Here is a 23,993-nt window from a genome sequence, read left to right on the forward strand (position 1 = left end):
CCGGCCTCGGGGCGCTGCCCCGGACCCCGCGCCTCAATCGCCGGCGGGGCTTGAATTGCTCAGGTCAGCGTCTGCGCGGCTGCCTCTGAGGAGTCCTTCAGGAACTGCGTGCAGCGTTCGTACTCCGCCTGCTCACCAATCGTCCCCGCGGCCCGCGCGAGGGCATGCAGCGCCCGCAGGAAGCCACGGTTGGGCTCGTGCTCCCACGGCACCGGGCCGTGCCCCTTCCAGCCGGCACGGCGCAGCGAGTCGAGGCCGCGGTGGTAGCCGGTGCGGGCGTAGGCGTACGACTCGACGACGCTGCCGCGCTCGAACGCGTCGTCGGCGAGCTGCGCCCAGGCGAGCGAGGAGGTCGGGTACTTCGCGGCGACGTCCGCGGGAGCCGTGCCGGACGCGAGCAGCTCGCGCGGCTCCGGGTCGTCCGGGAGCTCGGTCGGGGGCGGACCGCCGAGGAGGTTCTCGTGAAGGTTCATGGGGTCAAGTGTGCCGCGCCCACGCCGTTGCCCGTCGAGCGCCCTCGTGACATGCCACGGGCCCGGCTCCCGCAAGGGGGAGGCCGGGCCCGTGAGCGTCAGGACTACTTGATGCGCGTACCCGTCGAGCGCAGGTTCTCGCAGGCCTGGACGATGCGGGCGGTCATGCTCGCCTCGGCCTTCTTGCCCCACACGCGCGGGTCGTACGTCTTCTTGTTGCCGACCTCGCCGTCGACCTTCAGGACGCCGTCGTAGTTCTCGAACATGTGGCCCGCGATGGGCCGCGTGAAGGCGTACTGGGTGTCGGTGTCGAGGTTCATCTTCACGACGCCGTTCTCGAGCGCGGTGGTGATCTCCTCGACCGTGGAGCCGGAGCCGCCGTGGAAGACGAAGTCGAACGGCTTCGAGCCGGCCGGCTGACCGTACTTCGCGGCGACGCCCTCGTTCAGGTCCTTGAGGAGGTCGGGGCGGAGCACGACGTTGCCCGGCTTGTACACGCCGTGCACGTTGCCGAAGGACGCGGCCAGCAGGTAGCGGCCCTTCTCGCCCAGGCCCAGGGCCTCGGCGGTGCGCAGTGCATCGTCGACCGTGGTGTAGAGGTTGTCGTTGATCTCGTGCGAGACGCCGTCCTCCTCACCACCGGTCGGGGTGATCTCGATCTCGAGGATGATGTTCGCGGCCTTGGCCTTGGCGAGCAGCTCCTGGGCGATCTCCAGGTTGACCTTGAGCGTCTCGGCCGAGCCGTCCCACATGTGCGACTGGAACAGCGGCAGGCCGCCGGCCTCGACGCGCTTGGCGGAGATGTCGAGCAGCGGGCGTACGTAGCCGTCCAGCTTGCCCTTGGGGCAGTGGTCGGTGTGCAGCGCGATCTTGTTGCCGTAGCGCGCGGCCGCGACGTGCGCGAACTCGGCGAGCGCCTCGGCGCCGACGACCATGTCCTTCACGCCCTGGCCCGAGAGGTACTCGGCGCCACCGGTGGAGATCTGGATGATGCCGTCGGACTCGGCCTCGGCGAAGCCCTGCAGCGCCGCGTTCAGCGTCTGCGTCGACGAGACGTTGATGGCCGGGTAGGCGAACTTCCCCGCCTTGGCCCGGTCGAGCATCTCGTTGTACTGGTCCGGGGTTGCGATGGCCATCTGCCGTCTCCTCGTAAAGCGCGGGTTGCGGGGGCTCGGGTTGTCGTTCCGTCGTTCGCGGCGACCCTCACCAAGCGTCAAGGGGTGACATCATCGTCGACCCCATCCTTCCAGACTCGGCCGAATGCTCCAGCCCGAAGTTTCTGCGGGGCTCGGTCCGAAGATTCTGCGGGGCTCAGTCCGAGACTCTGCGGGGCTCAGTCCGAGACTCTGCGGGCTCAGTCCAGGCCGAGCTCGTCCTTCGAGAACGCGAAGAGGTACGGCACCCCGGCGCCCTCGGTGATCTTCTCGGCGGCGCCGGTGGCCCGGTCCACGATGGTCGCGACGCCGACCACCTCGGCCCCTGCCTCGCGCACCGCCTGGACGGCCTCCAGCGGCGAGCCGCCGGTCGTGGACGTGTCCTCGACGACGAGCACGCGACGGCCCTTGATCTCCGGGCCCTCCACGCGCTTCTGCATGCCGTGCGCCTTGGCGGCCTTGCGGACGACGAACGCGTCGAGGCGCTGCCCGCGGGCGGCGGAGGCGTGCAGCATCGCGCCCGCGACCGGGTCGGCGCCCATGGTGAGGCCGCCGACCGCGTCGAACTCCAGGCCGGCGGTCAGGTCGAGCAGCACCTGGCCGACCAGCGGGGCGGCCTCGCCGTCGAGGGTGACGCGGCGCAGGTCGACGTAGTAGTCGGCCTCGATGCCGGAGGAGAGCGTCACCTTGCCGTGCACCACGGCCTTGTTCTTGATCTGCGTCAGCAGCGCGTCGCGCACGTCGTTCGTCGTCATGCCCATGAGCTTAAAGGGCGGGGGGAGGGCGGGTCTCAGAGGTGGCTCCAGGTCCAGGTCGTGCTCGCCTCCAGCGGCTCCACCGGGGTGACGAGGCGCGGCGCCGTGTTCAGGCCGTTCGGCGGCCCGGTCTGCGGCTCCACGCACACCGCCGCGTCCTGCTCGTCGTAGACGACGACCCACTGCTCGGGGCTCCGCACGTCGAGCTGGAGGGCGCCCGGCCAGGACAGCATGACGTCGACGCCGTCGGGCATCCCGAAGCAGTCGTCCCAGGGGCCCGGGGTCGCCTCGATGCGCTTGCCGGTCGGCAGGTGGTCCGCGCCGCGCTCCTCCTGCCAGGCCGGGTCGAAGGCGATCTGCACGCTGCTGCCGCCGTCGGTGATCGTCCGGTTGAACCAGGGGTGCCAGCCGACCTGCGCCGGGAACGAGTCGCCGTACGTCTCGATGCCGAGCGACAGGGTCAGCGAGTTCTCGGCGAGCGAGACGAGCTGTGTGACGCGTCCGCTGTACGGCCAGGGGTCGGTGAGGTCGTACGTGAAGGCCGCCTCGGTGCGGGTTTCGCGCGCGGTGGTCCACTCGGCGCCCCGGGCGAAGCCGTGGATGGCGTGCGGCGGGGAGTTCAGCGGCATCTGGTGGGTGAGGCCGCCGTTGCGGAACTGCCCGTCCCTGATGCGGCCGCACCACGGCACCATCGGGAAGCAGCCGTACTTCTCGCCCTGCCGCAGCAGTTCGGTGCCGGAGATCTTCAAGCTGCTGATACGGCAGCCGTTGCCCGGCGCCACGGTCACTTCCGCGTCGCCCGCGGTCAGCGTCGTTTCCTGTGTCGTCACGACGACTGAGCCTATGCGGGAAGGTGCTACCGGCGCCTGCGCAGGGCCCGGCCGACGACGATCGCCGAGGCGAGCGCGACGGCGGCCGCGGGGGCGGCCCAGCGCAGCGTGGCGCTGGTCGTTACGCCTTCGGGGGCGGGCACGGGGGCGTACCGCCCGCGCGGCGGCGCGTGGTCCACCTCCTCCGCGCTGCGGCCGATCATGGTGCGCCGGGCGTGCGCGGCGACCGGCTCCGCCGGGAGGTCGGACTCGGGTCCCCCGGCCGTCTCCGCCCGGAAGTCGGACTCGGGTCCCGCGGCGGGCGCGGGGTCCGCGTCGGGGTCGAGGGACGGTGGCGGGATCTCGGTGTCGAAGACGGAGGAGTGGTCGGGGGCGTGGTCTTCGGCGTGACCTCCGGAGTCGCCTTCGGAGTGGCCTTCGGTGGGCGCGAACGTCTCGCCCTCCTCACCGTTGCGGAGGTCGCCGACCGAGCTGCTGCCCGAGCCCTCGACCGTGTCGTCGACGGGTCCCGTGTCCGCGCCCGTATCCGCACCCGTATCCGCGCCCATGTCCTCGTCGGGGTCAGAGCCCGGCTCCTGGCGGGCCGCTCCGAGGTTCTCCGCGAAACGGTTCAGCAGACGGTGGGCCGCCGATGCCACGGACTCGCGCGACAGTTCCGCTACCCGGCCGTCGCCGGAGCCGGTGCCGGAGAAGGTGACCGCGGAGCCGCCGGCCGCCGCGGCGACCCGGGCGGTCAGGGCGAACTTCACGCCTCCCGTGCCGCGGGCCTCGCTGCCTTCACCCGTCACGGCGAAGGATCCGTCCGCCGACTGCGTCACGGTGACGCTGCCGCGGTACGTGATGGTGTGCCCGCCGATACGTACCTTCAGGCGGCCTCCGCCACCGGTGGCGTCGCGCTGGTAGCCGGGCAGGGCCCGGTCGACGCGTTGGGAATCGCAGAGCACCGCCCGCAGGGACTCCGCCGGAACCGGAACGAACACCTCATGCTCCATGCCGCCGAGCCTAGCGACTCCGTCGGAACCGTGAACCCTCTTCGCCACCGCGGGTCCGAGTTTCCGGCCCCACCGACGGCTCCGCCGCCCCTACGGCCCGGGCCCCCCGCGGGTCCGAGTTCCCGGCTCCGCCGACCCCCACCCCGGATCAGACGCCCACCCGGGCCCACGCCTCGGGGCTCCGCCCCGGACCCCGCTGGCTCTCGTTCGAACGGCGGGGCTTGATGTGCCCACCGTCTCGGGCGGTCTGCGCCGCCCACCCGTGACGGACGCCGCCCGCCACCCGCTTTGGGCAATCCGCCGCCCGCCCAGGCGTGCCCCGCCGACCGCCTTGAGCGGCAGGGTCGGCGAGGCGACCCCGGGGCCGGGCAACAGGCACCGACACGGAGGGCTGCAGCCCCGGGAGGGGGCGGGTGGGTGGGAGACGAGCGAGGCCGGACGACGCCGAAGACACCGGCTCCCGGCGCTTGCACCGGCGGCGCAGCGCAACAGGCACCACCACGGGGGCCCAAGCCCCCGGAGAGGGCGGGAGGGCGGGAGATGGGCGAAGCCCGGCGCAGCCGAGGGCCGGACAACGCCGAAGACACCGCCGACACCGACCCCGACACCCAGACCCACGGCCCCGCGCAACAGGCGCCACCCCGCGAGGCCGCAGCCCCCGGAGGGGGCGGGTGGGTGGGAGATGGGCGAGGCCCGGCGCAGCCGGAAAGGGGCGGCGCCGCGAACCAGCACCACAGGCCGCGACCCCGGCACAGCCCCGCACACCGTGACCACAGGCCGCCACCCCGGCACCGCCCCAGGACACCGCCCCCGCGCAACCACCCACCGGCCCCGCCCCCACCCCACCGCCTCAGTCGCCAAAGCGTGGGTGCACCAACGTGGACGGGGCGTACCCCACCCCGGGTCGCACCAGGCGCACACCCCCCGGTGGCCCCGGCCGGGCCCAGCCCGCAAGGACCAACCCCACACCCCCGTCGCCGCGATACGCCACCACCCGCAACCCCGCGGAGCGCACCGTCGCGGTGGCCGTCCCCAGCCGCGCCGCGCCGCCCCCCACCCGCACCACCACTCGCCCACGGTCCGCGAGAACCCGCCCCACCAACCCGTAGAACTCCTGCGAGTACAGCTTCGTGCTCGCCGTGCTGCCGGGGTCGGGCAGATCGCACACCACCACGTCGTACGGCCGCCCCCGCGGAGCACTCCGCAGCCACGCGAACACGTCCCCCGTCGCCACCCGCACCCGCGGGTCCCCGAGCGCCCGCCCGTTCAGCTCCCGCAGCCCCGGGTCGGTCCGGGCCAGGCGCACCACTTCCGGGTCGGGGTCGACGACGTCCACGCGCCGCACCCCGCGGGCCCGCAGCGCCTCGCGCGCGGCCAGACCGTCGCCCCCGCCGAGGATCAGGACCCGCGCGCGGGGCCCACCGTGCAGCGCGGGGCCGACGAACTGCCGGTAGGGGCGGCCCGGTTCGCGTCCGCCGGCCCGCAGCTGCCCGTCGAGGAAGAGCGACGTGCGGCGCCGCCCACCGCCCGTGAGCACGACTTCCTGCACGCCGCTCTGCTCGGCGACCCGCACATCCGCCCCGAACAGGGCGTGCCGCGCCGCCCGTTCGAAGTCGTCGACGAGGACCCAGGACGTGGCGAGCACGCCGAGCACCGTGACGTTCGCGACGATCAGCAGCCAGCGCGCCCGCCGGCTGAGGTCCCGCCGGAACAGGCCGAGGACGAGCATCACCCCCGCCACCGCGTTGACCGCCCCGGTGAGCAGCGCCCCGGTCAACTGACCGAGCAGGGGCAGCAGCAGAAAGGGAAACGCCAGTCCGCCCACCAGCGCGCCCACATAGTCCGCCGCGAACAGGTCGGCCACGGCCCCGCTCGCGTCCTGCCGCCGGATCCGCTGGATCAGCACCATCAGGAGCGGCACTTCCGCCCCGATCAGCACCCCGATCGCGAGGGAGAAGACGACGATCAGCCAGCGAGGGCCGTCCGCCCAGGCCCCGCCCCAGTCCCCGGTCCACGCGAACACCGCGTACAGCGCCATGGCACTGCAGCCGCCGACGAGCGCGAGCAGCGCCTCGATCATCCCGAAGCCCACCGCCGCGCGCAGCCGCAGCCGCTTGGCGGCGAGCGAACCGAGGCCCATCGCGAAGACCATGACGGAGAGCACGACGGAGGCCTGGGTGACCGAGTCGCCCATCAAGTACGAGGCGAGCGCGACCAGTTCGAGTTCGTAGACGAGTCCGCAGGCCGCGCAGATGAAGACGCCGACCAGGACGAGGAAGCGGGCGGTGCCCGGCTTCACCGGGAGCGGGGACCGGACCGGGCCGCCCGGGGGCCTGGGGCTCCGGGTCGTCACGGGTGAGTACGGTTCGATCACGCCTGGAACGCTACGTCACCGCTCAACCCCGTCCAGTCACCCACACGTGTGTAACCGATGCACCGCAGGCATACCCGCGACCCGGGCGCCCACCGCGAGCCGGGCTCACGCCACTACAGGGCGGCGGCCACCGGCATCCGCGCGCCCACCCGGGTGCGGGTGGCGACCAACTGGCCGTCCTGCGGGTAGGCGTGCCAGGTGCGCCAGTGCACCTGCCCCTCGTGCCGCTGGGCGAGCATCGCGGTGAAGGCGTGCGGGCTGCCGGGAAAAACGCCCGCCAGACCGTTCGGGTGGTCGGCGACCAGTGCGAGCAATTCCTGGGCGCGGCCGGCGAATTGGCCCGCCGTCAAATGTTCGACGCGGGCCGCGAATTCGTACTCCCAGTCGCCCAGGCGTTTCGCGACGCCCAGCGGGAGCGGCGTACTGCTGCCGGGAATGCACGCCACGGTCTCCGAACAGGTGCCGTGCTCCTCCTCGAGCAGCACCTGGTGCGAGGCGCCGAGCAGCCTCAACTGGAGCCTGGCATCGTCGATGTCGAGGTCGAGCGTGGCGAGCGCGGGCAACGGCTCCCGGCCGAGGGCCCAGGCCAGATCGGCCGCGCTCGTATCGGTGTAGGCGGTGTTCAGGGTCGTGAGCATGGGTCGGCTCCGCTAACACGCAAAGGGAAGTGGGGCCGGCTGGATCAAGGGGGCCGGCTCGGGCCCACGCGAACGCGATAACTACGCAGTACGAGGGCTGTGTTGACGGTTAAAGGGAATCATGGGTGGCTACGCCGTCACAGCGTTTTTACCCAACTTCGGAGGGTTTCCATCCCCCCGAGGGGGGCACAGCTCAATTGTTCAACTTCCACGGGCCTCTTTTGCGCCCGGCGCACAACCTGCGAGGGCACACCCGGACAAGCGTGCGGCCCGCGCGGACCGACTGCCCCGTGTCAGTCGTCTCCGCGCGGGCCGCCCGCCCGGACACGGTGCGTCAGCTTCCGCCGCCGCATCCACCACCACCGCCACCTCCGCACGACGAGCCGCCCCCACCACAGGAGGAGCCACCGCCGCAGGAGGAGCCCCCGCCGCACGAGTGACCGTGATGTCCGCCGCCGGAGTCACCGGACGAGGAGCACCCGTAGCCACCGCCGCCGCTCGCGGCGCCGCCACCGGCCCACCAGCTGCTCCGGCCGGCCCGGTTCTTCTTCAGTGAGGTAGTGGACGAACGGCCGCTGCCGCCCGCCCTGGCCGTTCCGAGCACGATGGCGCCAACCAGCACCACGAAGAACACGACGAAGAACACGCTCATCACCGGCCCTCCTTTCTCTTCCCCCGAATCCCCCGGACCCCGAGTCCCCCGAGGGGCCGCCCCGTGCGGGCGTGACAGGGGGATGCCCCTGCCCGGAGCTCACCAAGCAGGAGTTGAGGAACTCCAGAGGTTCGGCGCAGGATGGCCGCCATGACCTCCAGCGCACGCCCCCTCCTCAACCGCCGCCTCGCCGAGTTCGGGACCACGATCTTCGCCGAGATGTCCGCGCTCGCCGTGCGGACCGGCGCCATCAACCTCGGCCAGGGCTTCCCCGACACCGACGGCCCCGAGGAGATCAGGGAAGCCGCGGTACGGGCGCTGCGCGCGGGGCACGGCAACCAGTACCCGCCGGGCCCCGGCATCCCCGAGCTGCGCACCGCGATCGCCGCCCACCAGCAGCGCCGCTACGGCCTGGAGTTCGACCCCGACCGCGAGGTCCTGGTCACCGCGGGCGCCACGGAGGCGATCGCCGCCTCCCTCCTCGCCCTCGTCGAACCCGGCGACGAGGTCATCGCCTTCGAGCCGTACTACGACTCGTACGCGGCGAGCATCGCCCTCGCGGGCGGCACCCGCGTCCCGGTCACTCTGCGCCCCGACGGCGACCGCTTCCGCCTCGACCTCGACGAGCTGCGCGCCGCGATCAACCCCCGCACCCGCCTCCTACTCATCAACACCCCGCACAACCCGACCGGCACCGTCCTCAGCCGCGCCGAACTGACCGCCATCGCCGAACTCGCGGTGGAGCGCGACCTGCTCGTGGTCACCGACGAGGTCTACGAACACCTCACCTACGGCGACGCCGAGCACATCCCGCTCGCCACGCTCCCCGGCATGCGCGAGCGCACGGTCACCATCGGCTCCGCCGGCAAGACGTTCTCGTTCACCGGCTGGAAGGTCGGCTGGGTGACGTCCACACCGGAGCTCGTCACGGCGGTCCGCTCGGCGAAGCAGTTCCTGACCTACGTCTCCGCGGGCCCCTTCCAGTACGCCGTCGCGGAGGCCCTCGCCCTTCCCGACACGTACTTCTCCGACTTCCGCGCCACCATGACCGCCAAGCGCGAACTGCTCGCCACCGGCCTCGAGGACGCGGGCTTCACCGTCTTCCGCCCCCAGGGCACCTACTTCATCACCACCGACATCCGCCCCCTCGGCTTCGACGACGGCTTCGCCTTCTGCCGCGCCCTCCCCGAACGCTGCGGCGTCGTCGCCGTCCCGAACGCCGTCTTCTACGACGACCGGACCGCGGGCGCCCCCTTCGTCCGCTTCGCGTTCTGCAAGCAGGATGACGTCCTGAACGAGGCCGCGGCGCGACTCAAGGCGATGTAGGACCCCCACGGACCCCCACGCGCGCCCGGCCCGAACAAGCGAGAGCCCGGCCCGCGCGCCGTCGTGGTGACGGGCGCGGGCCGGGCTCCGCGGGGCTCCCCGACTTACTCGGAGTCGCCGTCCTCCGGCTTCTCGGCGGAGTCGACCTCGGCCTCCAGGCCGAGCTGCTCCACCAGCCACCGGTCGAACTCGATCGCGGCGCGCACCCAGCTGACCGTGGACGACACGAAGTGCTCGAGCGAGACTCCGGTGCCGATCAGCATCTGCGCCTCGCCGATGAGGCGGACGGTGCCGTCGTCGTGGGTGTGGCTGTAGACCTTCGGCCACAGGGTGCGGCGGTTCCAGTCGTCGATCGACTCGAGCAGCTGGGGCTTGATCTCGATGCCGTGCGGCCGGTCGTAGAACGTCCGCACCGAGAAGACCTGCTGGTCGTCCTCGCCGCGGAACATGAAGTACGTACGGAACTCCTCCCACGGCGCCGCGAGGTCACCCTCCTCGTCGGTGACGTACTTCAGCTCCATCTGCTCCAGGAGCTGCTTGACCAGCTCCTGGTCGGGAACGACGGGACCTGCCGGCCCCGCGCCGTCCTGCGGCTCGGGCTGTCCCCCGAAATTGGGAATCGAGGTCGGGTCGATGCTCACGTGCGTGGTCCCTTCGTATGGATACCGCCATCCTCTCCCACCGGGGCCCCCCGAGGGCAAGCCCGCGCCCCTTCGCAGGGACGCGGGCGTTTCGCGGCGGCGGGACTACAGCGTCTTCCCCGTCGCCGGCCCCACGATCAGCCCGTCGCCGAACGCGTCGACGCGGACCGTGTCGCCGTCCTTCACCTCGCCGGAGAGGATCTCCTTCGCGAGGCGGTCGCCGATCGCCGTCTGGATGAGGCGGCGCAGCGGGCGGGCGCCGTAGGCCGGGTCGTTGCCCTCGTCGGCGAGCCAGGTCAGGGCCTCGTCGGAGACGTCGAGCGTGAGGCGGCGGTCGGCGAGGCGCCCCGCGAGGCGGTCCAGCTGGAGCTTCGCGATGCGCCGCAGCTCGTCCTTGTCCAGGGCCGAGAAGACCACCAGGTCGTCGAGGCGGTTGAGGAATTCGGGCTTGAAGGACGCCCGGACGACCTCCAGGACTTGTTGCTTCTTTTCCTCCGCCGATGTGAGGGGTTCGACCAAGTACTGGCTGCCCAGGTTCGACGTCAGCACGAGGATCGTGTTGCGGAAGTCGACCGTGCGGCCCTGGCCGTCGGTGAGGCGGCCGTCGTCGAGGACCTGGAGGAGGATGTCGAAGACCTCGGGGTGGGCCTTCTCGACCTCGTCCAGCAGCACCACCGAGTACGGGCGGCGGCGGACCGACTCGGTGAGCTGGCCGCCCTCCTCGTAGCCGACGTAGCCGGGCGGGGCGCCGACCAGGCGGGCGACGCTGTGCTTCTCGCCGTACTCCGACATGTCGATGCGGATCATGGCCCGCTCGTCGTCGAAGAGGAAGTCGGCGAGGGCCTTGGCGAGTTCCGTCTTGCCCACGCCCGTCGGGCCGAGGAAGAGGAAGGAGCCCGTCGGGCGGTCCGGGTCGGCGATGCCCGCGCGGGTGCGGCGGACCGCGTCGGAGACCGCGCGGACCGCTTCGGACTGGCCGATGAGACGCTTGCCGAGCTCGTCCTCCATGCGGAGCAGCTTCTGGGTCTCGCCCTCCAGGAGGCGACCTGCCGGGATGCCGGTCCAGGAGGCGACGACGTCGGCGATGTCGTCGGGGCCGACCTCGTCCTTGACCATGGTGTCCTTCGACACCTCTTCCTCGGCCTCGGAGGCTTCCTCCAAGTCCCTTTCAAGGGTGGGGATTTCGCCGTAGAGGAGCTTGCTCGCGGTGTCGAAGTCGCCGTCGCGCTGGGCGCGTTCGGCCTGGCCGCGCAGTTCGTCGAGCTTCTCCTTCAACTCACCGACCCGGTTGAGGGACTGCTTCTCCTTCTCCCAGCGGGCGGTGAGGCCGCGCAGCTCCTCCTCCTTGTCGGCGAGGTCGCGGCGGAGCTTGTCGAGGCGGTCGCGGGAGGCCGGGTCGGTCTCCTTGGCGAGGGCCATCTCCTCCATCTTCAACCGGTCGACGGCGCGCTGGAGTTCGTCGATCTCAAGGGGTGAGGAGTCGATCTCCATGCGCAGGCGCGATGCCGCCTCGTCGACGAGGTCGATGGCCTTGTCGGGCAGGAACCGGGAGGTGATGTACCGGTCGGAGAGGGCGGCCGCGGCGACGAGGGAGCTGTCGGCGATCTGGACCTTGTGGTGGGCCTCGTAGCGGCCCTTCAGACCGCGGAGGATCGCGATCGAGTCCTCGACGGACGGCTCGGCCACCAGGACCTGCTGGAATCGGCGTTCGAGCGCCGGATCCTTCTCGATGCGCTCGCGGTACTCGTCGAGCGTCGTCGCGCCGACCATCCGGAGTTCACCGCGGGCCAGCATCGGCTTGAGCATGTTGCCCGCGTCCATGGCGGAGTCGCCGCCGGCGCCCGCGCCGACGACGGTGTGCAGCTCGTCGATGAACGTGACGACCTGGCCGTCGCTCTCCTTGATCTCGGAGAGGACCGTCTTGAGGCGTTCCTCGAACTCGCCGCGGTACTTGGCGCCCGCGACCATCGCGCCGAGGTCGAGCGAGACGAGCCGCTTGTCCTTGAGGGACTCCGGTACGTCGCCCTTCACGATGCGCTGGGCGAGGCCCTCGACGACGGCGGTCTTGCCGACGCCGGGTTCGCCGATGAGCACCGGATTGTTCTTGGTACGCCGCGACAGGACCTGGACGACGCGGCGGATCTCCTGGTCGCGGCCGATGACCGGGTCGAGCTTGCCCTCGCGGGCCGCCGCCGTGAAGTCCGTACCGAACTTCTCCAGCGCCTTGTAGGACCCTTCGGGGTCGGGTGTGGTCACCCGGCGCCCTCCCCTGTTCTTGGTGAATGCCTCGACCAGCTTCTTCGCGCCGGCCCCGTTCCGTGTCAGCACGTCGGCGGCGGCTCCGCCCTTGGCCGCGATGCCGATGAGCAGGTGTTCCGTGGAGAGGTACTCGTCGCCGAGCTCCTTGGCGCGCTCGGACGCGTCGGCGATGACGGCGAGCAGTTCGCGGTTGGGCTGCGGCGGCGCGACGGTGGATCCCGTCACGCTGGGCTGTGCGGCCAGCGCCCGCTCGGCGCCCGCCCGGACCTGCGCCTGGTCGGCGTCGACCGCGGCGAGGAGGTCGGTGATGTTCTCGTTGTCCTGGCCTTCGAGCAGGGCCAGGAGGAGATGCGCCGGGGTCAGATCCGGGTGGCCCCCGGACACGGCCCGGCTGCTTGCCGCGTTGATCGCGTCGCGGCTCCGGTTCGTCAGCTCGGCGTCCACGTGCCTGTTCTCCTCCGTCTACGGCTGGGTGTCCCCTGCGGAAACTCTGACTTATCCAACGTGCACAAAGTTGAGTCTATTCCACTCAAGGCCGTCCCGGGAAAGGGCCCGGCCCCTCTGGGATAGGTTCCCGTTCATGGCCAAGCGCATCGACCTCGACGCCCCCGAATCCGCCTTCCTCAGCTTCTGGCGCGAACGGCATCTGTGCACCCTGACGACGCTGCGCGCCAATGGCACGCCCCATGTGGTCCCGGTCGGGGTGACGTACGACGCCGAGGCGCAGGTCGCCCGCGTCATCACGGGCAAGGGCACGAGGAAGGTCGCCCACGCCACGGCGGGCTCGGGGCGGGTCGCGGTGTGCCAGGTCGACGGCCGGTGGTGGGCGACGCTGGAGGGAGCGGCGACGGTGCGCACGGAGCCGGCGGAGGTCGTGGACGCGGAGCGCCGGTACGCCGAGCGCTACGGGCGGGAGCCGCGGCCGAATCCGGACCGGGTGGTCATCGAGATCGCGGTGGACCGGGCGACCGCGAATCTCCCGAAGGGCCCGTAGAACGAAGGGCCCGTAGAACGAGGGGCCCGTAGAACGACCGCAGCGGCGCCACCGTGTTTCAGGTACACGGTGACGCCGCTGCAGGGGGGAAGCACCTGCGCGATCTACAGCGACGGGGGCATCGCGTCAGGCACTGCGGGGGGTGGCTGTGGTGCTGGGGTGGTGGGACTGCGGGGCGGTGTCCGAAAGGGGGTCCGCCTCGCCGACCAGCTGATGGTCCCGCTGGTCGAGGTTCACAAAGATCATCCCGTACCGGACGACCGTACGTACCGGCTGTGGAGCGCCACGCGGTCGGCGCAGGCACCGGTAGGCCCGGATGTCGTCGCCCTCACGGACCACGATGATGGGCTCTCCGAACAGGGTGACCATGAGGGAGTCACCGGAGTTCGGAACCGCGGTCACGAGGTCGATGGTGTGCCAACCGGAGCGGTAGGCGATCGCCATCTCCCGGCGTAACGACCGGTCGTCGGGCGGGGTGATCATGCGCCTGCGTCCGTGGGCGCGGAGTTCCAGATCGCGTCACCGGGGAGTGCCTGAACGGTCGTGGGCGCGGAGTTCCAGATCGCATCCGCCTGGGCCGCGGGTGCGGTGTTCCAGATGGCGTCCATCGGTCCGATCGCGCCGAGGACCAGCCCGGCGGAGAAAGCGCCGGCAACAACGGCGCGAAGTATTCCCTTACGCATAGCGGGTCTCGTCCTCACTTCCATGGATTCTCTCCCCCGGCTCTCCATGACGATGGCTCATTCGGCCACGCAAACACCACAGGGTCGATGCATCATGTTCCTGCACGTTCAGGACCCTGGGGGGTGGAGCTATGCCAAATACCAGCTCAAATCATGCGCATCCACACGCCATGACCGAGCTGTGCGACGCCGGGAGGCACTTGTACGCGACCGCTCTGCGCTCGGGACGCATCGCACGCAGCGAAGTCTCCTCGGCTCCCTGCCTGCTGGACTTCGCTCTCCTGCATCCCGATCCCGATGACTCCGCCTGGCTCCGGCCGGTTCCGCCGACAGCGGCGCTCACGCAACGGCTGCATCCGCTCGAACGCGAGATACAGGAAAGACGGGTTCTCGCGGTCGAACTCACCGATGCCTTCGAGCCATTCCTGGCCATCAGTGCCCAGCGGCAACCGACCACCCACTCCATCACGGTGCTCGAGGGCAAGGAGCGGATCAACGCCGCCATCGAACTGGCCCTCGCCGAGTGCAAGTCCGAGATGCTCACCGTCCAGCCCGGAGGAGGCCGGGACGAGCACACGCTCACCAAGGCCCTGCAGATGGGCAGGGAGATCACCGACCGCGGCATCACGATGCGCACGCTCTACCAGCACACGGCACGGCACAGTCACGGCACCCTCGCCTACGCGGAAGCCCTGGCCCAGGGAAACGTCGACATACGCACCCTTGAAGAGCTCATCGAGCGGCTGATCATCTTCGACCGCTCGGTCGCGTTCATTCCCGCACGCGAAGACCGGCAGTCCGCCCTGGAGTTGCGCCACCCGGGCCTGGTCGAATATCTGGCCAACGTCTTCGAGCAGCTCTGGCAGCGCGGGGTCCCGCTGCTCGACGAAACCCCCTACGGACCACCGACCGACGGCATCACGGGCGTCCAGCGCTCCATAGCCAAACTCCTCATCGAAGGCCACGTAGACGAGGCGATAGCACGCCGGCTCGGTATGAACGTACGCACCTGCCGCGCCCACATCGCCAAACTCGCGGCAGCACTGGGCAGCGGCAGCCGGGCCCAACTCGGCTATCTCATCGCGCAGTCCGGAATGCTCGCGACAGACGCCCCCACACCGAGCAGAAGGTTCGAGTCGTGACCCTCAGGGTTCATTCGCACGACGTCGGCGAGGTGTGCGAGGCAGGCATGCGGCTCTACACCCGCGCCCTGCGCGAAGGCCGCGTACCGCACGCGGACTCCGAGCCGGCTCCCTGTCTCGAAGCGCACGCACTGCTCCGCCCGGACCCCGAGGACCCCGGATGGCTGCGACCGGTACCCCCCGCGATCGCGCTGCCCCGACTGTTGCGGGCCGTCGAGGAGAACATCGCCCTGCGCCGCAGCCAGGAGGCGAAGCTGGCCGAGACCTTCGCCCCGCTCATGGCCCTGGACGCCGAGCGGGCGGCCGTCCCTGACGCCCCCATGATCACCGTCCTGCTCGGCTTCCGGCGCATCAACGACGCGATCGGCGAAGCCATGTCCACCTCGTCGACCGAACTGCTCACCATCCAGCCGGGCGGCCACCGCCCGGCCCCCCTGCTCGCCTCGGCCCTGCCCAAGGAGCAGGAACTGCTGGCCCGCGGCTGTCGGATGCGGACCCTCTACCAGCACACGTCACGCCACTCGCAGGCCGTGCTCGCCCACTTCGAGCAGCTGGCCGGCAACGTCCAGGTCCGCACCCTCGACGAAGTGACCGAGCGCCTCATCATGCTGGACCGCACCGTCGCCTTCATCCCCGCGAACCAGGACCGCACGGTGGCCCTGGAGCTCCGGCACCCGGCGCTGATCTCCTACCTGGCGACCACGTTCGAGCGTCTGTGGCAGCTGGCCACGCCGATGTTCCCGCACGCGGCGGTCGAGGAGCCGGTCTCGGACGGTGTCACGACGCGCCAGCGCACCATCGCGACGCTCCTCATCGAGGGCCACACGGACGCGGTGATCGCGGAGCGGCTCGGCATGAACATCCGCACGGTCCGCGTGCACATCGCGAAGCTCGCGGCGACGCTGGGCAGCGACAGCAGGGCACAACTGGGCTATCTGATCGGGCAGTCGGGCATCCTGGAGGACGCGGACTGACCCGCCCCCGCGGCGGAGATCACTTCAACCCGGCCTCCACACAGGCCTGTTCGTACTTCGCCGTGCAGATCTGCGACAGCTTGAAGATCTTGTCCTTGACGAGGGTGCTCTTGATGTTGCCCTTGGTGAGCGCGACGACGCTGACGCTCGCCGTCCTGATCTGCTTGGTCGTCGGGCTGTCGGTGCGGTCCATCGCCAGCGCCTCGAACTCGATGTCGCGCCCCTGCGAGATCCGCACGGCCATCTCGGCGGCGGTCTGCGCCTCGTCCGGGTACGGCTTGTAGACGCTCATGTACTGCTCGCCGTCCAGGATCCGCTGCACGGCGGCGAGTTCGGCGTCCTGCCCGGTGATCGGCGGCATCTCGCGGACGCCGGCCTCCTTCAGGGCGGCGATCACGCCTTCGGTCATCCCGTCGTTGGCGACGTACACGCCCGCGATGTCGTCCGCACCGAGCGCGTTGATGGCCTGCTCCATGTTGGCCTTGGCGTTGGACGCCTTCCAGCCCGCGGTGTCGTACGACTTCGCGACGGTCACGGCGTTGCCCAGCTCGGCGCGGGCGGCGCTCTTGAACTGCGCGGCGTTGGGGTCGTCGGGCGAGCCGTTGATCATCACGACCTTGTCGCGCTTGGTGGCCTTGGCCCCGCCGAGCGCGGAGACCAGCGCCTTCCCCTGGGTCTGGCCGACGAGCTCGTTGTCGAAGCCGACGTAGGCGTCCACGGGCCCCTGGGCGAGCCGGTCGTACGCGATGACGTGGATGCCCGCGTCCTTGGCCTTGCGCACGGCCGGGGCGATGTTCTCGGCGTCCACGGCGTCGACGACGATCGTGTCGACCTTGGCGTCGATCATCTGCTGCAGCTGCTTGCGCTGGAGGGCGGCGTTCTGCTTGGCATTGGCGTAGACCAGCTGCCCCTTGCCGCCGGTCAGCTTCGCCACCTGACGCTGGAAGATGGGGTGGTCGAACTTCTCGTAGCGCGTGGCCCCCTTCTCCGGGAGAAGCAGGCCGATCTTGACGTCGTTCCCCTTGGTGACGGACGCGCTGGGCTCGTTGTCGCCGCCCGGCAGCACGCCGCCACAGGCCGAGAGCGAGACGACCAGGACGGATGCGGCGCCGGCCATGGCGGCGCAACGCATACGCGTGTTCATGTGCGGATACCTCCCTGACGTGGCCGCAACGGTGCGGCCGAGGTGGCTCGAAGCCAACTCGCCCGCCCGGGGACCGTCAAGAGGTGAAGCCACACCGCAATGAAAACGGGTCCATTAGTTCTTCACATGAAGCCGAAGACGGCGAATACCGGACACCTCCGCGAGGCATCCACGAGCTTCACAGGAATCTCACAGCCCTTGGGTCCCTCATGCCTGCTCACGCCTCGAACTCCGTCAGGTCGATCGCGTACAGCCGGCAGCCCGCCACTTCGCCGGGCAGCGGCGCCATCCCCAGCTTGTGGAGAACCTTCTCCGAGGACGTGTCGTCCTCCGTCGTCACCGCGACGACCCGGTCGATGCCCCGGTCCTGAACGGCGAACTCCAGCGTGGCCTGCGCCGCCTCCGAGGCGTACCCCTGGCCCCAGAACACGCGGCCGAGCCGCCACTGGATCGCGATCTGTCCCGCCACCTGCCGCGGGACCTCCGGCACGTACAGGCCGACGGCGCCCACCAGTTCGCCGGAGCCGAGGAGTTCCACGGCGAAGACCCCGAAGCCCTCGTCGTCCCACTCCTCCTCCCAGCGCTCGATGTCCTCGAAGGTCCCGTCGAGGGAGCGCGGGGCCCGGTCGCCGACGCGGCGCATCACGGCGGGGTCGGCCTGGATCTCGGCGAGCGGGGCGAGGTCGTCGTCCGGCTGCCAGCGGCGCAGGAGGAGGCGGGGGGTGCGGATCTCGGTCATGACACCATCCTGCGGCATCCGAAAGGGCCCCGGAGACAACGCCTCCGGGGCCCTTCACGCATGAGTGCGGACTACTGCTCGGACGACCGCTTCGGCCGCCACACCACGAGCGCGCTCGTCTGCTGGACCTCCTGGTACGGGACCAGGTCCCGGCGATACGAGGCGTGCACCGCCGCCTCGCGCTGCTGGATCGCGGAGGCCGCGCCCTCCACCGCAGCGGAGAGCTCGGCGACACGGGACTGCAGCGCGGCGACCTGGTTCTCCAGCTCGATGATGCGCTTGATGCCTGCCAGGTTGATGCCCTCGGCCTGCGACAAGTGCTGCACCGTGCGGAGCAGGTCGATGTCGCGGGCCGAGTAGCGCCGACCGCGCCCGGCCGTGCGGTCGGGCGAGACCAGGCCGAGGCGGTCGTACTGGCGCAGGGTCTGTGGGTGCAGGCCGGACAGCTGTGCCGCCACCGAGATGACGTACACCGGCGTCTCGTCGGTCAGTGGCGGGGGGTACCCCCTGGACGCAGTCCTTGGGGGAGGGTTGCTGCGCCGACGACCCCGCTGCCCGTCCATCACACTCACGCTCCCTTCGCGGCCTTGAACAGTTCTGCCCGCACGTCGATGTCCTCAGTCGCCTTGCGGTACGACTCGAGGGCGCTGCGGGCGTCCTCCGAAAGGTCCTTGGGGACGTCCACCTCGACCGTCACCAGGAGATCGCCGCGCGTGCCGTCCTTGCGGACGGCACCCTTGCCGCGGGCCCGCATCGTCCGCCCGTTCGGCGTGCCCGTGGGCAGCTTCAGGGTGACGGCGGGACCGCCGAGCGTGGGCACCTTGACCTCGGCGCCGAGCGCCGCCTCGGTGAACGTCACCGGGACGGTGACCGTGAGGTTGTCGCCCTTGCGGCCGAAGACCGGGTGGGCGTCGACGTGCACGACGACGTACAGATCGCCCGCCGGGCCGCCCCGTTCACCGGGAGCGCCCTTGCCGCGGAGCCGGATGCGCTGGCCGTCGGAGACCCCCGCGGGGATCCTGACCTGCATGGTGCGGGAGGACTTCGCCCGCCCGCTGCCCTTGCAGACCTCGCACGGCGTCTCGGCGATCAGGCCGCGGCCCTTGCAGTCCACGCACGGGTCGGTGAGCGAGAAGCCGCCACCGCCGCCCCGCGAGACCTGTCCGGTGCCGACGCACGTCGGGCACACGCGCGGTGTGCCGTTCGCATCGCCGGTGCCGGAGCACGCCTTGCAGGGGGCCTGCGACGACATGCGCAGCGGGACCGTGGCCCCGTCCACCGCCTCGGTGAAGCTGAGCGTCACCTCGGACTCGATGTCCTGGCCCCGGCGCGGCTGCGTACGCGTACCCGCGCCCGCACCGCCCCGGTTGAACAGTCCACCGAACACATCGCCGATGCCGCCGCCGAAGCCGCCCTGACCCGCCTGGCCCTGGGCGCCGCCTCCGAAGAGGTCGCCCAGGTCGAAGTTGAACGAGCCGTTGCCGCCGGCGCCGCCGGGTCCCGGTCGGAACCCGCCGCTGCCGAACAGGGCGCGCGCCTCGTCGTACTCCTTGCGCTTCTTGGGGTCCCCGAGGATGTCGTTCGCCTCGGAGATCTCCTTGAAGCGCTCCTCCGCCTTGTCGTTGCCCTTGTTGGCGTCGGGGTGGTTCTCACGGGCGAGCTTGCGGTACGCCTTCTTGATCTCGGCGTCGGTGGCGTCCTTCGGGACGCCGAGGACCTTGTAGTAGTCCTTCTCGATGAAGTCCTTGGTGCTCATCGGCCTCGACGTCCCTCCTTACCCATGCGTGTGACGTCAGCCCTCTTCCGGGCCACCGTTGTCCTTCTCGGCATCCTTCTCGGCTGCGTCGTCCGCCTTCGCACCCGGCTGCGGCTCGGCCACGGCCACCCGCGCGGGGCGGATGGTGCGCTCGCCGATCCGGTAACCCGGCTGCAGGATCGCCACGCAGGTCGTCTCGGTGACGTCCGGCGCGTAGGAGTGCATCAGGGCCTCGTGCACGGTCGGGTCGAAGGGCTCGCCCTCCTTGCCGAACTGCTGAAGGCCCATCTTCGCGGCGACCGTCTCCGTGGATTCGGCCACCGACTTGAAGCCGCCGACGAGCTCGCCGTGCTCACGGGCACGGCCGATGTCGTCGAGAACGGGGAGCAGCTCGGTCAGGAGGTTCGCGACGGCGATCTCCTTGACCGTGACGCGGTCCCGCTCCACACGGCGCCGGTAGTTCTGGTACTCGGCCTGCAGCCGCTGGAGGTCCGCGGTGCGCTCGTTGAGCGCGGTACGCACCTGGTCCAGCTGCGCCGTCAGGGCAATGTCTGCTGCGGACTGAGCGGAAGCTGAGTCCCCGGCCGGGGCCGCCCCCTCCTCTTCGGAGGGAGCGGCCTGCGGCTCGGCGGCATCATCTGCGGCGGACGCCGCGCTGCCGGAGGGGACTTCAGGCTTCTCGTTCTCGTCGAAGCCCGGGGTCTCCTCGGTCACGCGGCACCGTCCTTGCGGTCCTTGTCCTCGTCGACGATCTCGGCGTCCACGACGTCGTCGTCGGCCTTGGCGTCACCCTGCGGGGCGTCGTCACCCTGCGGGGCCTCGGCGCCACCGGCGGCCTGGGCGTCGGCGTACATGGCCTGGCCCAGCTTCTGCGAGACGGCGGCGACCTTCTCGGTCGCGGTGCGGATCTCGGCCGAGTCCTCGCCCTTGAGCTTCTCCTTCAGCTCGGTGAGCGCCTCCTCGACCTCGGTCTTCACCTCGCCCGGGACCTTCTCCTCGTTGTCCTTGAGGAACTTCTCCGTCTGGTAGACGAGCTGCTCGCCCTGGTTGCGGGACTCGGCGGCCTCGCGGCGGGCGTGGTCCTCGTCCGCGTACTTCTCGGCCTCTTCGCGCATCCGGTTGACCTCGTCCTTCGGCAGCGAGGAGCCACCGGTGACGGTCATCTTCTGCTCCTTGCCCGTGCCGAGGTCCTTGGCCGTGACGTGCATGATGCCGTTCGCGTCGATGTCGAAGGCGACCTCGACCTGCGGGACACCACGCGGGGCCGGCGGCAGACCGGTCAGCTCGAACATCCCGAGCTTCTTGTTGTACGCCGCGATCTCGCGCTCGCCCTGGTAGACCTGGATCTGCACCGACGGCTGGTTGTCCTCGGCCGTCGTGAAGATCTCCGAACGCTTCGTCGGGATCGTCGTGTTGCGCTCGATCAGCTTGGTCATGATGCCGCCCTTGGTCTCAATACCCAGGGACAGCGGGGTGACGTCGAGGAGCAGGACGTCCTTGACCTCGCCCTTGAGGACACCGGCCTGGAGCGCGGCGCCGATGGCGACGACCTCGTCCGGGTTGACGCCCTTGTTGGCCTCGTTGCCCGCGGTCAGTTCCTTGACCAGCTCGGCGACGGCCGGCATACGGGTCGAACCACCGACGAGAACGACGTGGTCGATCTCCGACAGGTTGATGCCCGCGTCCTTGATGACGTTGTGGAACGGCGTCTTGCAGCGCTCCAGAAGGTCGGACGTGAGCTGCTGGAACTGGGCGCGCGTGAGCTTCTCGTCCAGGTGCAGCGGGCCCTCGGCGGACGCCGTGATGTACGGCAGGTTGATCGTGGTCTCCGTGGAGGAGGACAGCTCGATCTTCGCCTTCTCGGCGGCCTCGCGCAGGCGCTGAAGCGCCATCTTGTCCTTGCCCAGGTCCACGCCGTGGCCGTTGTTGAACTGCTTGACCAGGTAGTCGACGACGCGCTGGTCCCAGTCGTCACCGCCGAGCTGGTTGTCGCCGTTCGTGGCCTTCACCTCGACGACGCCGTCGCCGATCTCCAGGAGCGAGACGTCGAAGGTGCCGCCACCGAGGTCGAAGACCAGGATGGTCTGGTCGTCCTTGTCCAGGCCGTAGGCCAGGGCCGCGGACGTCGGCTCGTTGACGATACGCAGGACGTTCATGCCCGCGATCTCGCCGGCTTCCTTCGTCGCCTGCCGCTCGGAGTCGTTGAAGTAGGCCGGGACGGTGATGACCGCGTCCGTGACCTTCTCGCCGAGGTAGGACTCCGCGTCGCGCTTCAGCTTCTGCAGGATGAACGCGCTCATCTGCTGCGGGTTGAAGTCCTTGCCGTCCAGGTCGATCTTCCAGTCAGTGCCCATGTGGCGCTTGACCGAGCGGACCGTCCGGTCCACGTTCGTGACCGCCTGGCGCTTCGCGACCTCGCCGACCAGCACTTCGCCGTTCTTCGCGAAAGCGACGACGGACGGCGTGGTCCTGGCGCCCTCGGCGTTCGCGATGACGGTGGGCTCACCGCCCTCCAGAACGCTGACGACGGAGTTAGTCGTGCCCAGGTCGATGCCGACCGCACGTGCCATTTCGATTCCTCCAGCTACCTACTTGAGTGGAACTGACTCAAGACTGCAACACCCTCCCCCTCCGCGTCAACAGACCTGAGTCGCAGGCACTCAACTTTTATCCTGCCTTTATCGGCATGGCGACTGAGAGGAGGCTCTGACCTGGTGCTTTACGAGTGCCATCGGCGCGCGACGGCGCGGCGACGCCGACCGTCCCCGGCCGAGCAGAGGGCCGACCGGAGCCCCCGGAGGGGGCGGGCGGTGGGAGGCGGGCGGGAAACGTGTCCGCCCAGCGGCCGGTGCCCGTCCAGCGGCATGGTCGCACCGCACGTCGGCGTGCGCGACTCGCGGCCTACGCCGACAGACCGGCGTACAGGCGCTCCGTGCGCTCGGTCCACACGGCTTCCCCGTACCGCTTCGCGTACACCGCGCGGCAGTGCTCCCGCAGCGTCGGGAAGATCTTGGCGGCCACATCGAGTGCGTCGGGCAGGTGCGCGTCCAGGGTGGTGACCGTACCCGTGCCCTCGGACCGTACGGCACGCGGCACCGCCGACGCCCCGGCCCCCTCGAAGGCCAGCACCGGCAGCCCCGCCGCGAGCGCCTCCGCGTACACGAGCGGCACCGCCCTGCGCGCCCACCGCCCCGGCAGCACGATCCCCCGGTACGCCGGCAGCGCCCGCCTGAGCTCCCCCCGCCCCACGGCCCCGCACATCCGCACCGACGCGGGCGCCGCCGCCCGGCACCGCCCCTCCAGCGGCCCGGACCCGACCATGTCGAGGCGCTCAGCCGCGGGCCAGCGGCGGAGGAGTTCCAGCACGCCCCGGTCCGGCGCAAGCGGGCCGACGCACACCCAGGCGGCACCCGCCTCAACCTCCACCTCCGCCTCCGCCTCCGCCTCCGTCTCCGCCTCCGCCTCCACCTCCGCCTCCGCCCGGGCCTCCGGTTCCGCGACCGTGGGCACGAAGTCGGGCACCACGTCGAGGCGTTCCCGGGGCAGCCCGGCGCGCGCGCACGCGTCCCGGCTCGCCTCCGAGAGGACCACGAGGCGGTCGGCCCGCCGCAGCAGCGGGTCCTGCCGCAGCCCACCACGCGCCGCCCACGGGAACTGCAACGCGGCGAACCGGGAGCCGCGGTGGGGGCCGTGCCGCAGGGTGGCGACCACCGGGCCCGTCCACTCGGTGACCCAGGCGCGGCCGAAGGCCGGGTACAGGTTGTGGACGTGCACGACGTCCGGGCCGAACGCGCGCAGGGTGGCGAGCGGGCCGCGACCTCGCCCGTCCACCGCCACGAGGCGCACCTCGTGCCCGGCGCGGGTGAGCGCGGCGACCTGGTCGAGGACGGCCTCGTCCTCGCCGCCCGGAGCGCCGAACCCGTGCACGACGGCGATCCTCATGGTCAGACCCCGGCCGCGGCGGGCTGCGCGGCGGGCTCGGCGAGCAGCCGCAGCAGCGCGTCGACCGTGTCGCCCACATCCCCGCCCCAGTCCCCGTACCCGTCCTCATCGGAGACGATCAACAGCCGACGGCCGAGCCGGTGAGCGGCCTCGGCGACGGGGCCCGCGCCCACCGCTGCCAGATGGACCACCGCGTCGCAGCGGCCCGCCAGTTCGGCGACGAGCCGGGCGTCGAGGGCCGAGCCGCGCACGAAGCGGAGCCGGGGGCTGGGCCAGGCGGCGGCGAGGTTGGCGCGGCCACCCGTGGACAGGTCGTCGAGGACGACGACGGTGTGTCCCTGAGCGAGCAGCGCGTCGGTGAGGCGCGAGCCGACGAGGCCCGCGCCACCGGTGACCATGTATGTCAAAGGTGCGGTCATCCCCATAAGTTATTCCGCTATGTCCAAATATGGGGTGAATAACACGATCCGCCTTGGAGCCCGCAATAACCCCCGCAGTGATCCACGCAGTGGGACCTGCGCGACA

The 23,993-nt window shown here is 70.8% G+C and carries 24 protein-coding genes; 4 read left to right on the forward strand and 20 right to left on the reverse strand.

The window, feature by feature from the left end; genetic code table 11:
• Positions 1-59: 59 nt before the first annotated feature.
• The 8 genes from ABT004_RS23340 to ABT004_RS23375 all read right to left on the reverse strand — a co-directional run bounded on the left by ABT004_RS23340 (position 60) and on the right by ABT004_RS23375 (position 7,868).
• The gene (locus tag ABT004_RS23340; protein ID WP_351340108.1) at positions 60-473 is read right to left on the reverse strand and encodes a DUF3151 domain-containing protein; all 414 of its coding nucleotides are present in this window, start codon (positions 471-473) and stop codon (positions 60-62) included.
• Between the two features lie 104 nt (positions 474-577).
• On the reverse strand, positions 578-1,609 hold the full coding sequence (fbaA, locus tag ABT004_RS23345; RefSeq protein WP_351340111.1) for a class II fructose-bisphosphate aldolase: 1,032 nt from the start codon (positions 1,607-1,609) through the stop codon (positions 578-580).
• Between the two features lie 218 nt (positions 1,610-1,827).
• A complete protein-coding gene (pyrE, locus tag ABT004_RS23350; protein WP_351340114.1) occupies positions 1,828-2,382 on the reverse strand; it encodes an orotate phosphoribosyltransferase in 555 nt (184 codons plus the stop codon).
• Between the two features lie 35 nt (positions 2,383-2,417).
• Complete coding sequence (locus tag ABT004_RS23355) at positions 2,418-3,212, reverse strand: aldose epimerase family protein (protein ID WP_351340116.1); 795 nt, start codon at positions 3,210-3,212, stop codon at positions 2,418-2,420.
• 26 nt (positions 3,213-3,238) lie between these two features.
• Positions 3,239-4,204 carry an SRPBCC domain-containing protein gene (locus tag ABT004_RS23360; protein WP_351340119.1) on the reverse strand — a complete coding sequence of 322 codons (966 nt, stop codon included), beginning with the start codon at positions 4,202-4,204 and terminating at the stop codon, positions 3,239-3,241.
• Positions 4,205-5,054: 850 nt separating this feature from the next.
• Complete coding sequence (locus ABT004_RS23365; RefSeq protein WP_351340122.1) at positions 5,055-6,578, reverse strand: polyamine aminopropyltransferase; 1,524 nt, start codon at positions 6,576-6,578, stop codon at positions 5,055-5,057.
• A gap of 113 nt (positions 6,579-6,691) precedes the next feature.
• Positions 6,692-7,216, reverse strand: coding sequence for a DUF2617 family protein (locus ABT004_RS23370; protein ID WP_351340125.1), 525 nt, complete (start codon positions 7,214-7,216; stop codon positions 6,692-6,694).
• Between the two features lie 334 nt (positions 7,217-7,550).
• Positions 7,551-7,868 carry a hypothetical protein gene (locus tag ABT004_RS23375; RefSeq protein WP_351340128.1) on the reverse strand — a complete coding sequence of 106 codons (318 nt, stop codon included), beginning with the start codon at positions 7,866-7,868 and terminating at the stop codon, positions 7,551-7,553.
• A gap of 141 nt (positions 7,869-8,009) precedes the next feature.
• Between ABT004_RS23375 and ABT004_RS23380 the strand changes: the two genes are divergently transcribed.
• Complete coding sequence (locus ABT004_RS23380; protein WP_351340131.1) at positions 8,010-9,194, forward strand: pyridoxal phosphate-dependent aminotransferase; 1,185 nt, start codon at positions 8,010-8,012, stop codon at positions 9,192-9,194.
• A gap of 104 nt (positions 9,195-9,298) precedes the next feature.
• On the opposite strand, the gene ABT004_RS23385 is transcribed toward ABT004_RS23380, so the two are convergent.
• Together ABT004_RS23385 and clpB are read right to left on the reverse strand one after the other, a co-directional pair.
• Complete coding sequence (locus ABT004_RS23385) at positions 9,299-9,835, reverse strand: YbjN domain-containing protein (RefSeq protein WP_351340134.1); 537 nt, start codon at positions 9,833-9,835, stop codon at positions 9,299-9,301.
• Positions 9,836-9,940: 105 nt separating this feature from the next.
• A complete protein-coding gene (gene clpB / locus ABT004_RS23390) occupies positions 9,941-12,538 on the reverse strand; it encodes an ATP-dependent chaperone ClpB (RefSeq protein WP_351340137.1) in 2,598 nt (865 codons plus the stop codon).
• A 136-nt stretch (positions 12,539-12,674) separates the two neighbouring features.
• Here clpB and ABT004_RS23395 point away from each other — a divergent pair, with 136 nt between their 5' ends.
• Positions 12,675-13,088, forward strand: a complete 414-nt coding sequence (locus ABT004_RS23395) for a pyridoxamine 5'-phosphate oxidase family protein (protein WP_351340140.1) — start codon at positions 12,675-12,677, stop codon at positions 13,086-13,088.
• 126 nt (positions 13,089-13,214) lie between these two features.
• Here the strand turns inward: ABT004_RS23395 and ABT004_RS23400 are convergent, their stop codons facing one another.
• Both ABT004_RS23400 and ABT004_RS23405 read right to left on the reverse strand, forming a co-directional pair.
• Positions 13,215-13,571, reverse strand: a complete 357-nt coding sequence (locus ABT004_RS23400) for a hypothetical protein (protein ID WP_351340143.1) — start codon at positions 13,569-13,571, stop codon at positions 13,215-13,217.
• Positions 13,568-13,771: a hypothetical protein gene (locus ABT004_RS23405; protein WP_351340146.1), complete on the reverse strand. Its 204-nt coding sequence runs from the start codon at positions 13,769-13,771 to the stop codon at positions 13,568-13,570. Before ABT004_RS23405 ends, ABT004_RS23400 begins: the two co-directional genes overlap by 4 nt.
• Before the next feature lie 170 nt (positions 13,772-13,941).
• On the opposite strand from ABT004_RS23405, the gene ABT004_RS23410 reads away from it, so the two are divergent.
• Positions 13,942-14,913, forward strand: coding sequence for a helix-turn-helix transcriptional regulator (locus tag ABT004_RS23410; protein WP_351340148.1), 972 nt, complete (start codon positions 13,942-13,944; stop codon positions 14,911-14,913).
• A gap of 47 nt (positions 14,914-14,960) precedes the next feature.
• Complete coding sequence (locus ABT004_RS23415) at positions 14,961-15,887, forward strand: LuxR C-terminal-related transcriptional regulator (protein WP_451188165.1); 927 nt, start codon at positions 14,961-14,963, stop codon at positions 15,885-15,887.
• Between the two features lie 19 nt (positions 15,888-15,906).
• Here the strand turns inward: ABT004_RS23415 and ABT004_RS23420 are convergent, their stop codons facing one another.
• From ABT004_RS23420 to ABT004_RS23455, 8 genes are all read right to left on the reverse strand, one after another.
• Positions 15,907-17,031, reverse strand: a complete 1,125-nt coding sequence (locus ABT004_RS23420; RefSeq protein ID WP_351340154.1) for a sugar ABC transporter substrate-binding protein — start codon at positions 17,029-17,031, stop codon at positions 15,907-15,909.
• Between the two features lie 217 nt (positions 17,032-17,248).
• Complete coding sequence (locus tag ABT004_RS23425) at positions 17,249-17,770, reverse strand: GNAT family N-acetyltransferase (RefSeq protein ID WP_351340156.1); 522 nt, start codon at positions 17,768-17,770, stop codon at positions 17,249-17,251.
• A gap of 71 nt (positions 17,771-17,841) precedes the next feature.
• Positions 17,842-18,333: a heat shock protein transcriptional repressor HspR gene (locus ABT004_RS23430; RefSeq protein ID WP_451187849.1), complete on the reverse strand. Its 492-nt coding sequence runs from the start codon at positions 18,331-18,333 to the stop codon at positions 17,842-17,844.
• A gap of 5 nt (positions 18,334-18,338) precedes the next feature.
• Positions 18,339-19,526 carry a molecular chaperone DnaJ gene (gene dnaJ / locus ABT004_RS23435; protein WP_351340162.1) on the reverse strand — a complete coding sequence of 396 codons (1,188 nt, stop codon included), beginning with the start codon at positions 19,524-19,526 and terminating at the stop codon, positions 18,339-18,341.
• 36 nt (positions 19,527-19,562) lie between these two features.
• Positions 19,563-20,240: a nucleotide exchange factor GrpE gene (gene grpE / locus ABT004_RS23440; RefSeq protein ID WP_351340165.1), complete on the reverse strand. Its 678-nt coding sequence runs from the start codon at positions 20,238-20,240 to the stop codon at positions 19,563-19,565.
• Positions 20,237-22,096: a molecular chaperone DnaK gene (dnaK, locus tag ABT004_RS23445; protein ID WP_351340168.1), complete on the reverse strand. Its 1,860-nt coding sequence runs from the start codon at positions 22,094-22,096 to the stop codon at positions 20,237-20,239. Before dnaK ends, grpE begins: the two co-directional genes overlap by 4 nt.
• Positions 22,097-22,427: 331 nt before the next feature.
• Positions 22,428-23,558, reverse strand: coding sequence for a glycosyltransferase family 4 protein (locus tag ABT004_RS23450; protein WP_351340200.1), 1,131 nt, complete (start codon positions 23,556-23,558; stop codon positions 22,428-22,430).
• Complete coding sequence (locus ABT004_RS23455; protein WP_351340170.1) at positions 23,471-23,887, reverse strand: NAD-dependent epimerase/dehydratase family protein; 417 nt, start codon at positions 23,885-23,887, stop codon at positions 23,471-23,473. Before ABT004_RS23455 ends, ABT004_RS23450 begins: the two co-directional genes overlap by 88 nt.
• Between the last annotated feature and the right edge of the window lie 106 nt (positions 23,888-23,993).

The sequence above is a fragment of the Streptomyces sp. NPDC002790 genome, assembly GCF_040295505.1.
Taxonomy (GTDB): Bacteria; Actinomycetota; Actinomycetes; order Streptomycetales; family Streptomycetaceae; genus Streptomyces.

Coding starts and splice junctions, on each gene's coding strand:
- ABT004_RS23425 (WP_351340156.1), bottom strand. CDS start 17,770: ATGACCGAGATCCGCACCCCCCGCCTCCTCCTGCGCCGCTGGCAGCCG.
- ABT004_RS23420 (WP_351340154.1), bottom strand. CDS start 17,031: ATGAACACGCGTATGCGTTGCGCCGCCATGGCCGGCGCCGCATCCGTC.
- ABT004_RS23380 (WP_351340131.1), top strand. CDS start 8,010: ATGGCCGCCATGACCTCCAGCGCACGCCCCCTCCTCAACCGCCGCCTC.
- ABT004_RS23430 (WP_451187849.1), bottom strand. CDS start 18,333: ATGGACGGGCAGCGGGGTCGTCGGCGCAGCAACCCTCCCCCAAGGACT.
- ABT004_RS23455 (WP_351340170.1), bottom strand. CDS start 23,887: ATGACCGCACCTTTGACATACATGGTCACCGGTGGCGCGGGCCTCGTC.
- ABT004_RS23410 (WP_351340148.1), top strand. CDS start 13,942: ATGACCGAGCTGTGCGACGCCGGGAGGCACTTGTACGCGACCGCTCTG.
- ABT004_RS23375 (WP_351340128.1), bottom strand. CDS start 7,868: ATGAGCGTGTTCTTCGTCGTGTTCTTCGTGGTGCTGGTTGGCGCCATC.
- ABT004_RS23415 (WP_451188165.1), top strand. CDS start 14,961: ATGCGGCTCTACACCCGCGCCCTGCGCGAAGGCCGCGTACCGCACGCG.
- ABT004_RS23340 (WP_351340108.1), bottom strand. CDS start 473: ATGAACCTTCACGAGAACCTCCTCGGCGGTCCGCCCCCGACCGAGCTC.
- ABT004_RS23370 (WP_351340125.1), bottom strand. CDS start 7,216: ATGCTCACGACCCTGAACACCGCCTACACCGATACGAGCGCGGCCGAT.
- ABT004_RS23395 (WP_351340140.1), top strand. CDS start 12,675: ATGGCCAAGCGCATCGACCTCGACGCCCCCGAATCCGCCTTCCTCAGC.
- ABT004_RS23400 (WP_351340143.1), bottom strand. CDS start 13,571: ATGATCACCCCGCCCGACGACCGGTCGTTACGCCGGGAGATGGCGATC.
- ABT004_RS23405 (WP_351340146.1), bottom strand. CDS start 13,771: ATGCGTAAGGGAATACTTCGCGCCGTTGTTGCCGGCGCTTTCTCCGCC.
- pyrE (WP_351340114.1), bottom strand. CDS start 2,382: ATGACGACGAACGACGTGCGCGACGCGCTGCTGACGCAGATCAAGAAC.
- dnaK (WP_351340168.1), bottom strand. CDS start 22,096: ATGGCACGTGCGGTCGGCATCGACCTGGGCACGACTAACTCCGTCGTC.
- dnaJ (WP_351340162.1), bottom strand. CDS start 19,526: ATGAGCACCAAGGACTTCATCGAGAAGGACTACTACAAGGTCCTCGGC.
- ABT004_RS23360 (WP_351340119.1), bottom strand. CDS start 4,204: ATGGAGCATGAGGTGTTCGTTCCGGTTCCGGCGGAGTCCCTGCGGGCG.
- fbaA (WP_351340111.1), bottom strand. CDS start 1,609: ATGGCCATCGCAACCCCGGACCAGTACAACGAGATGCTCGACCGGGCC.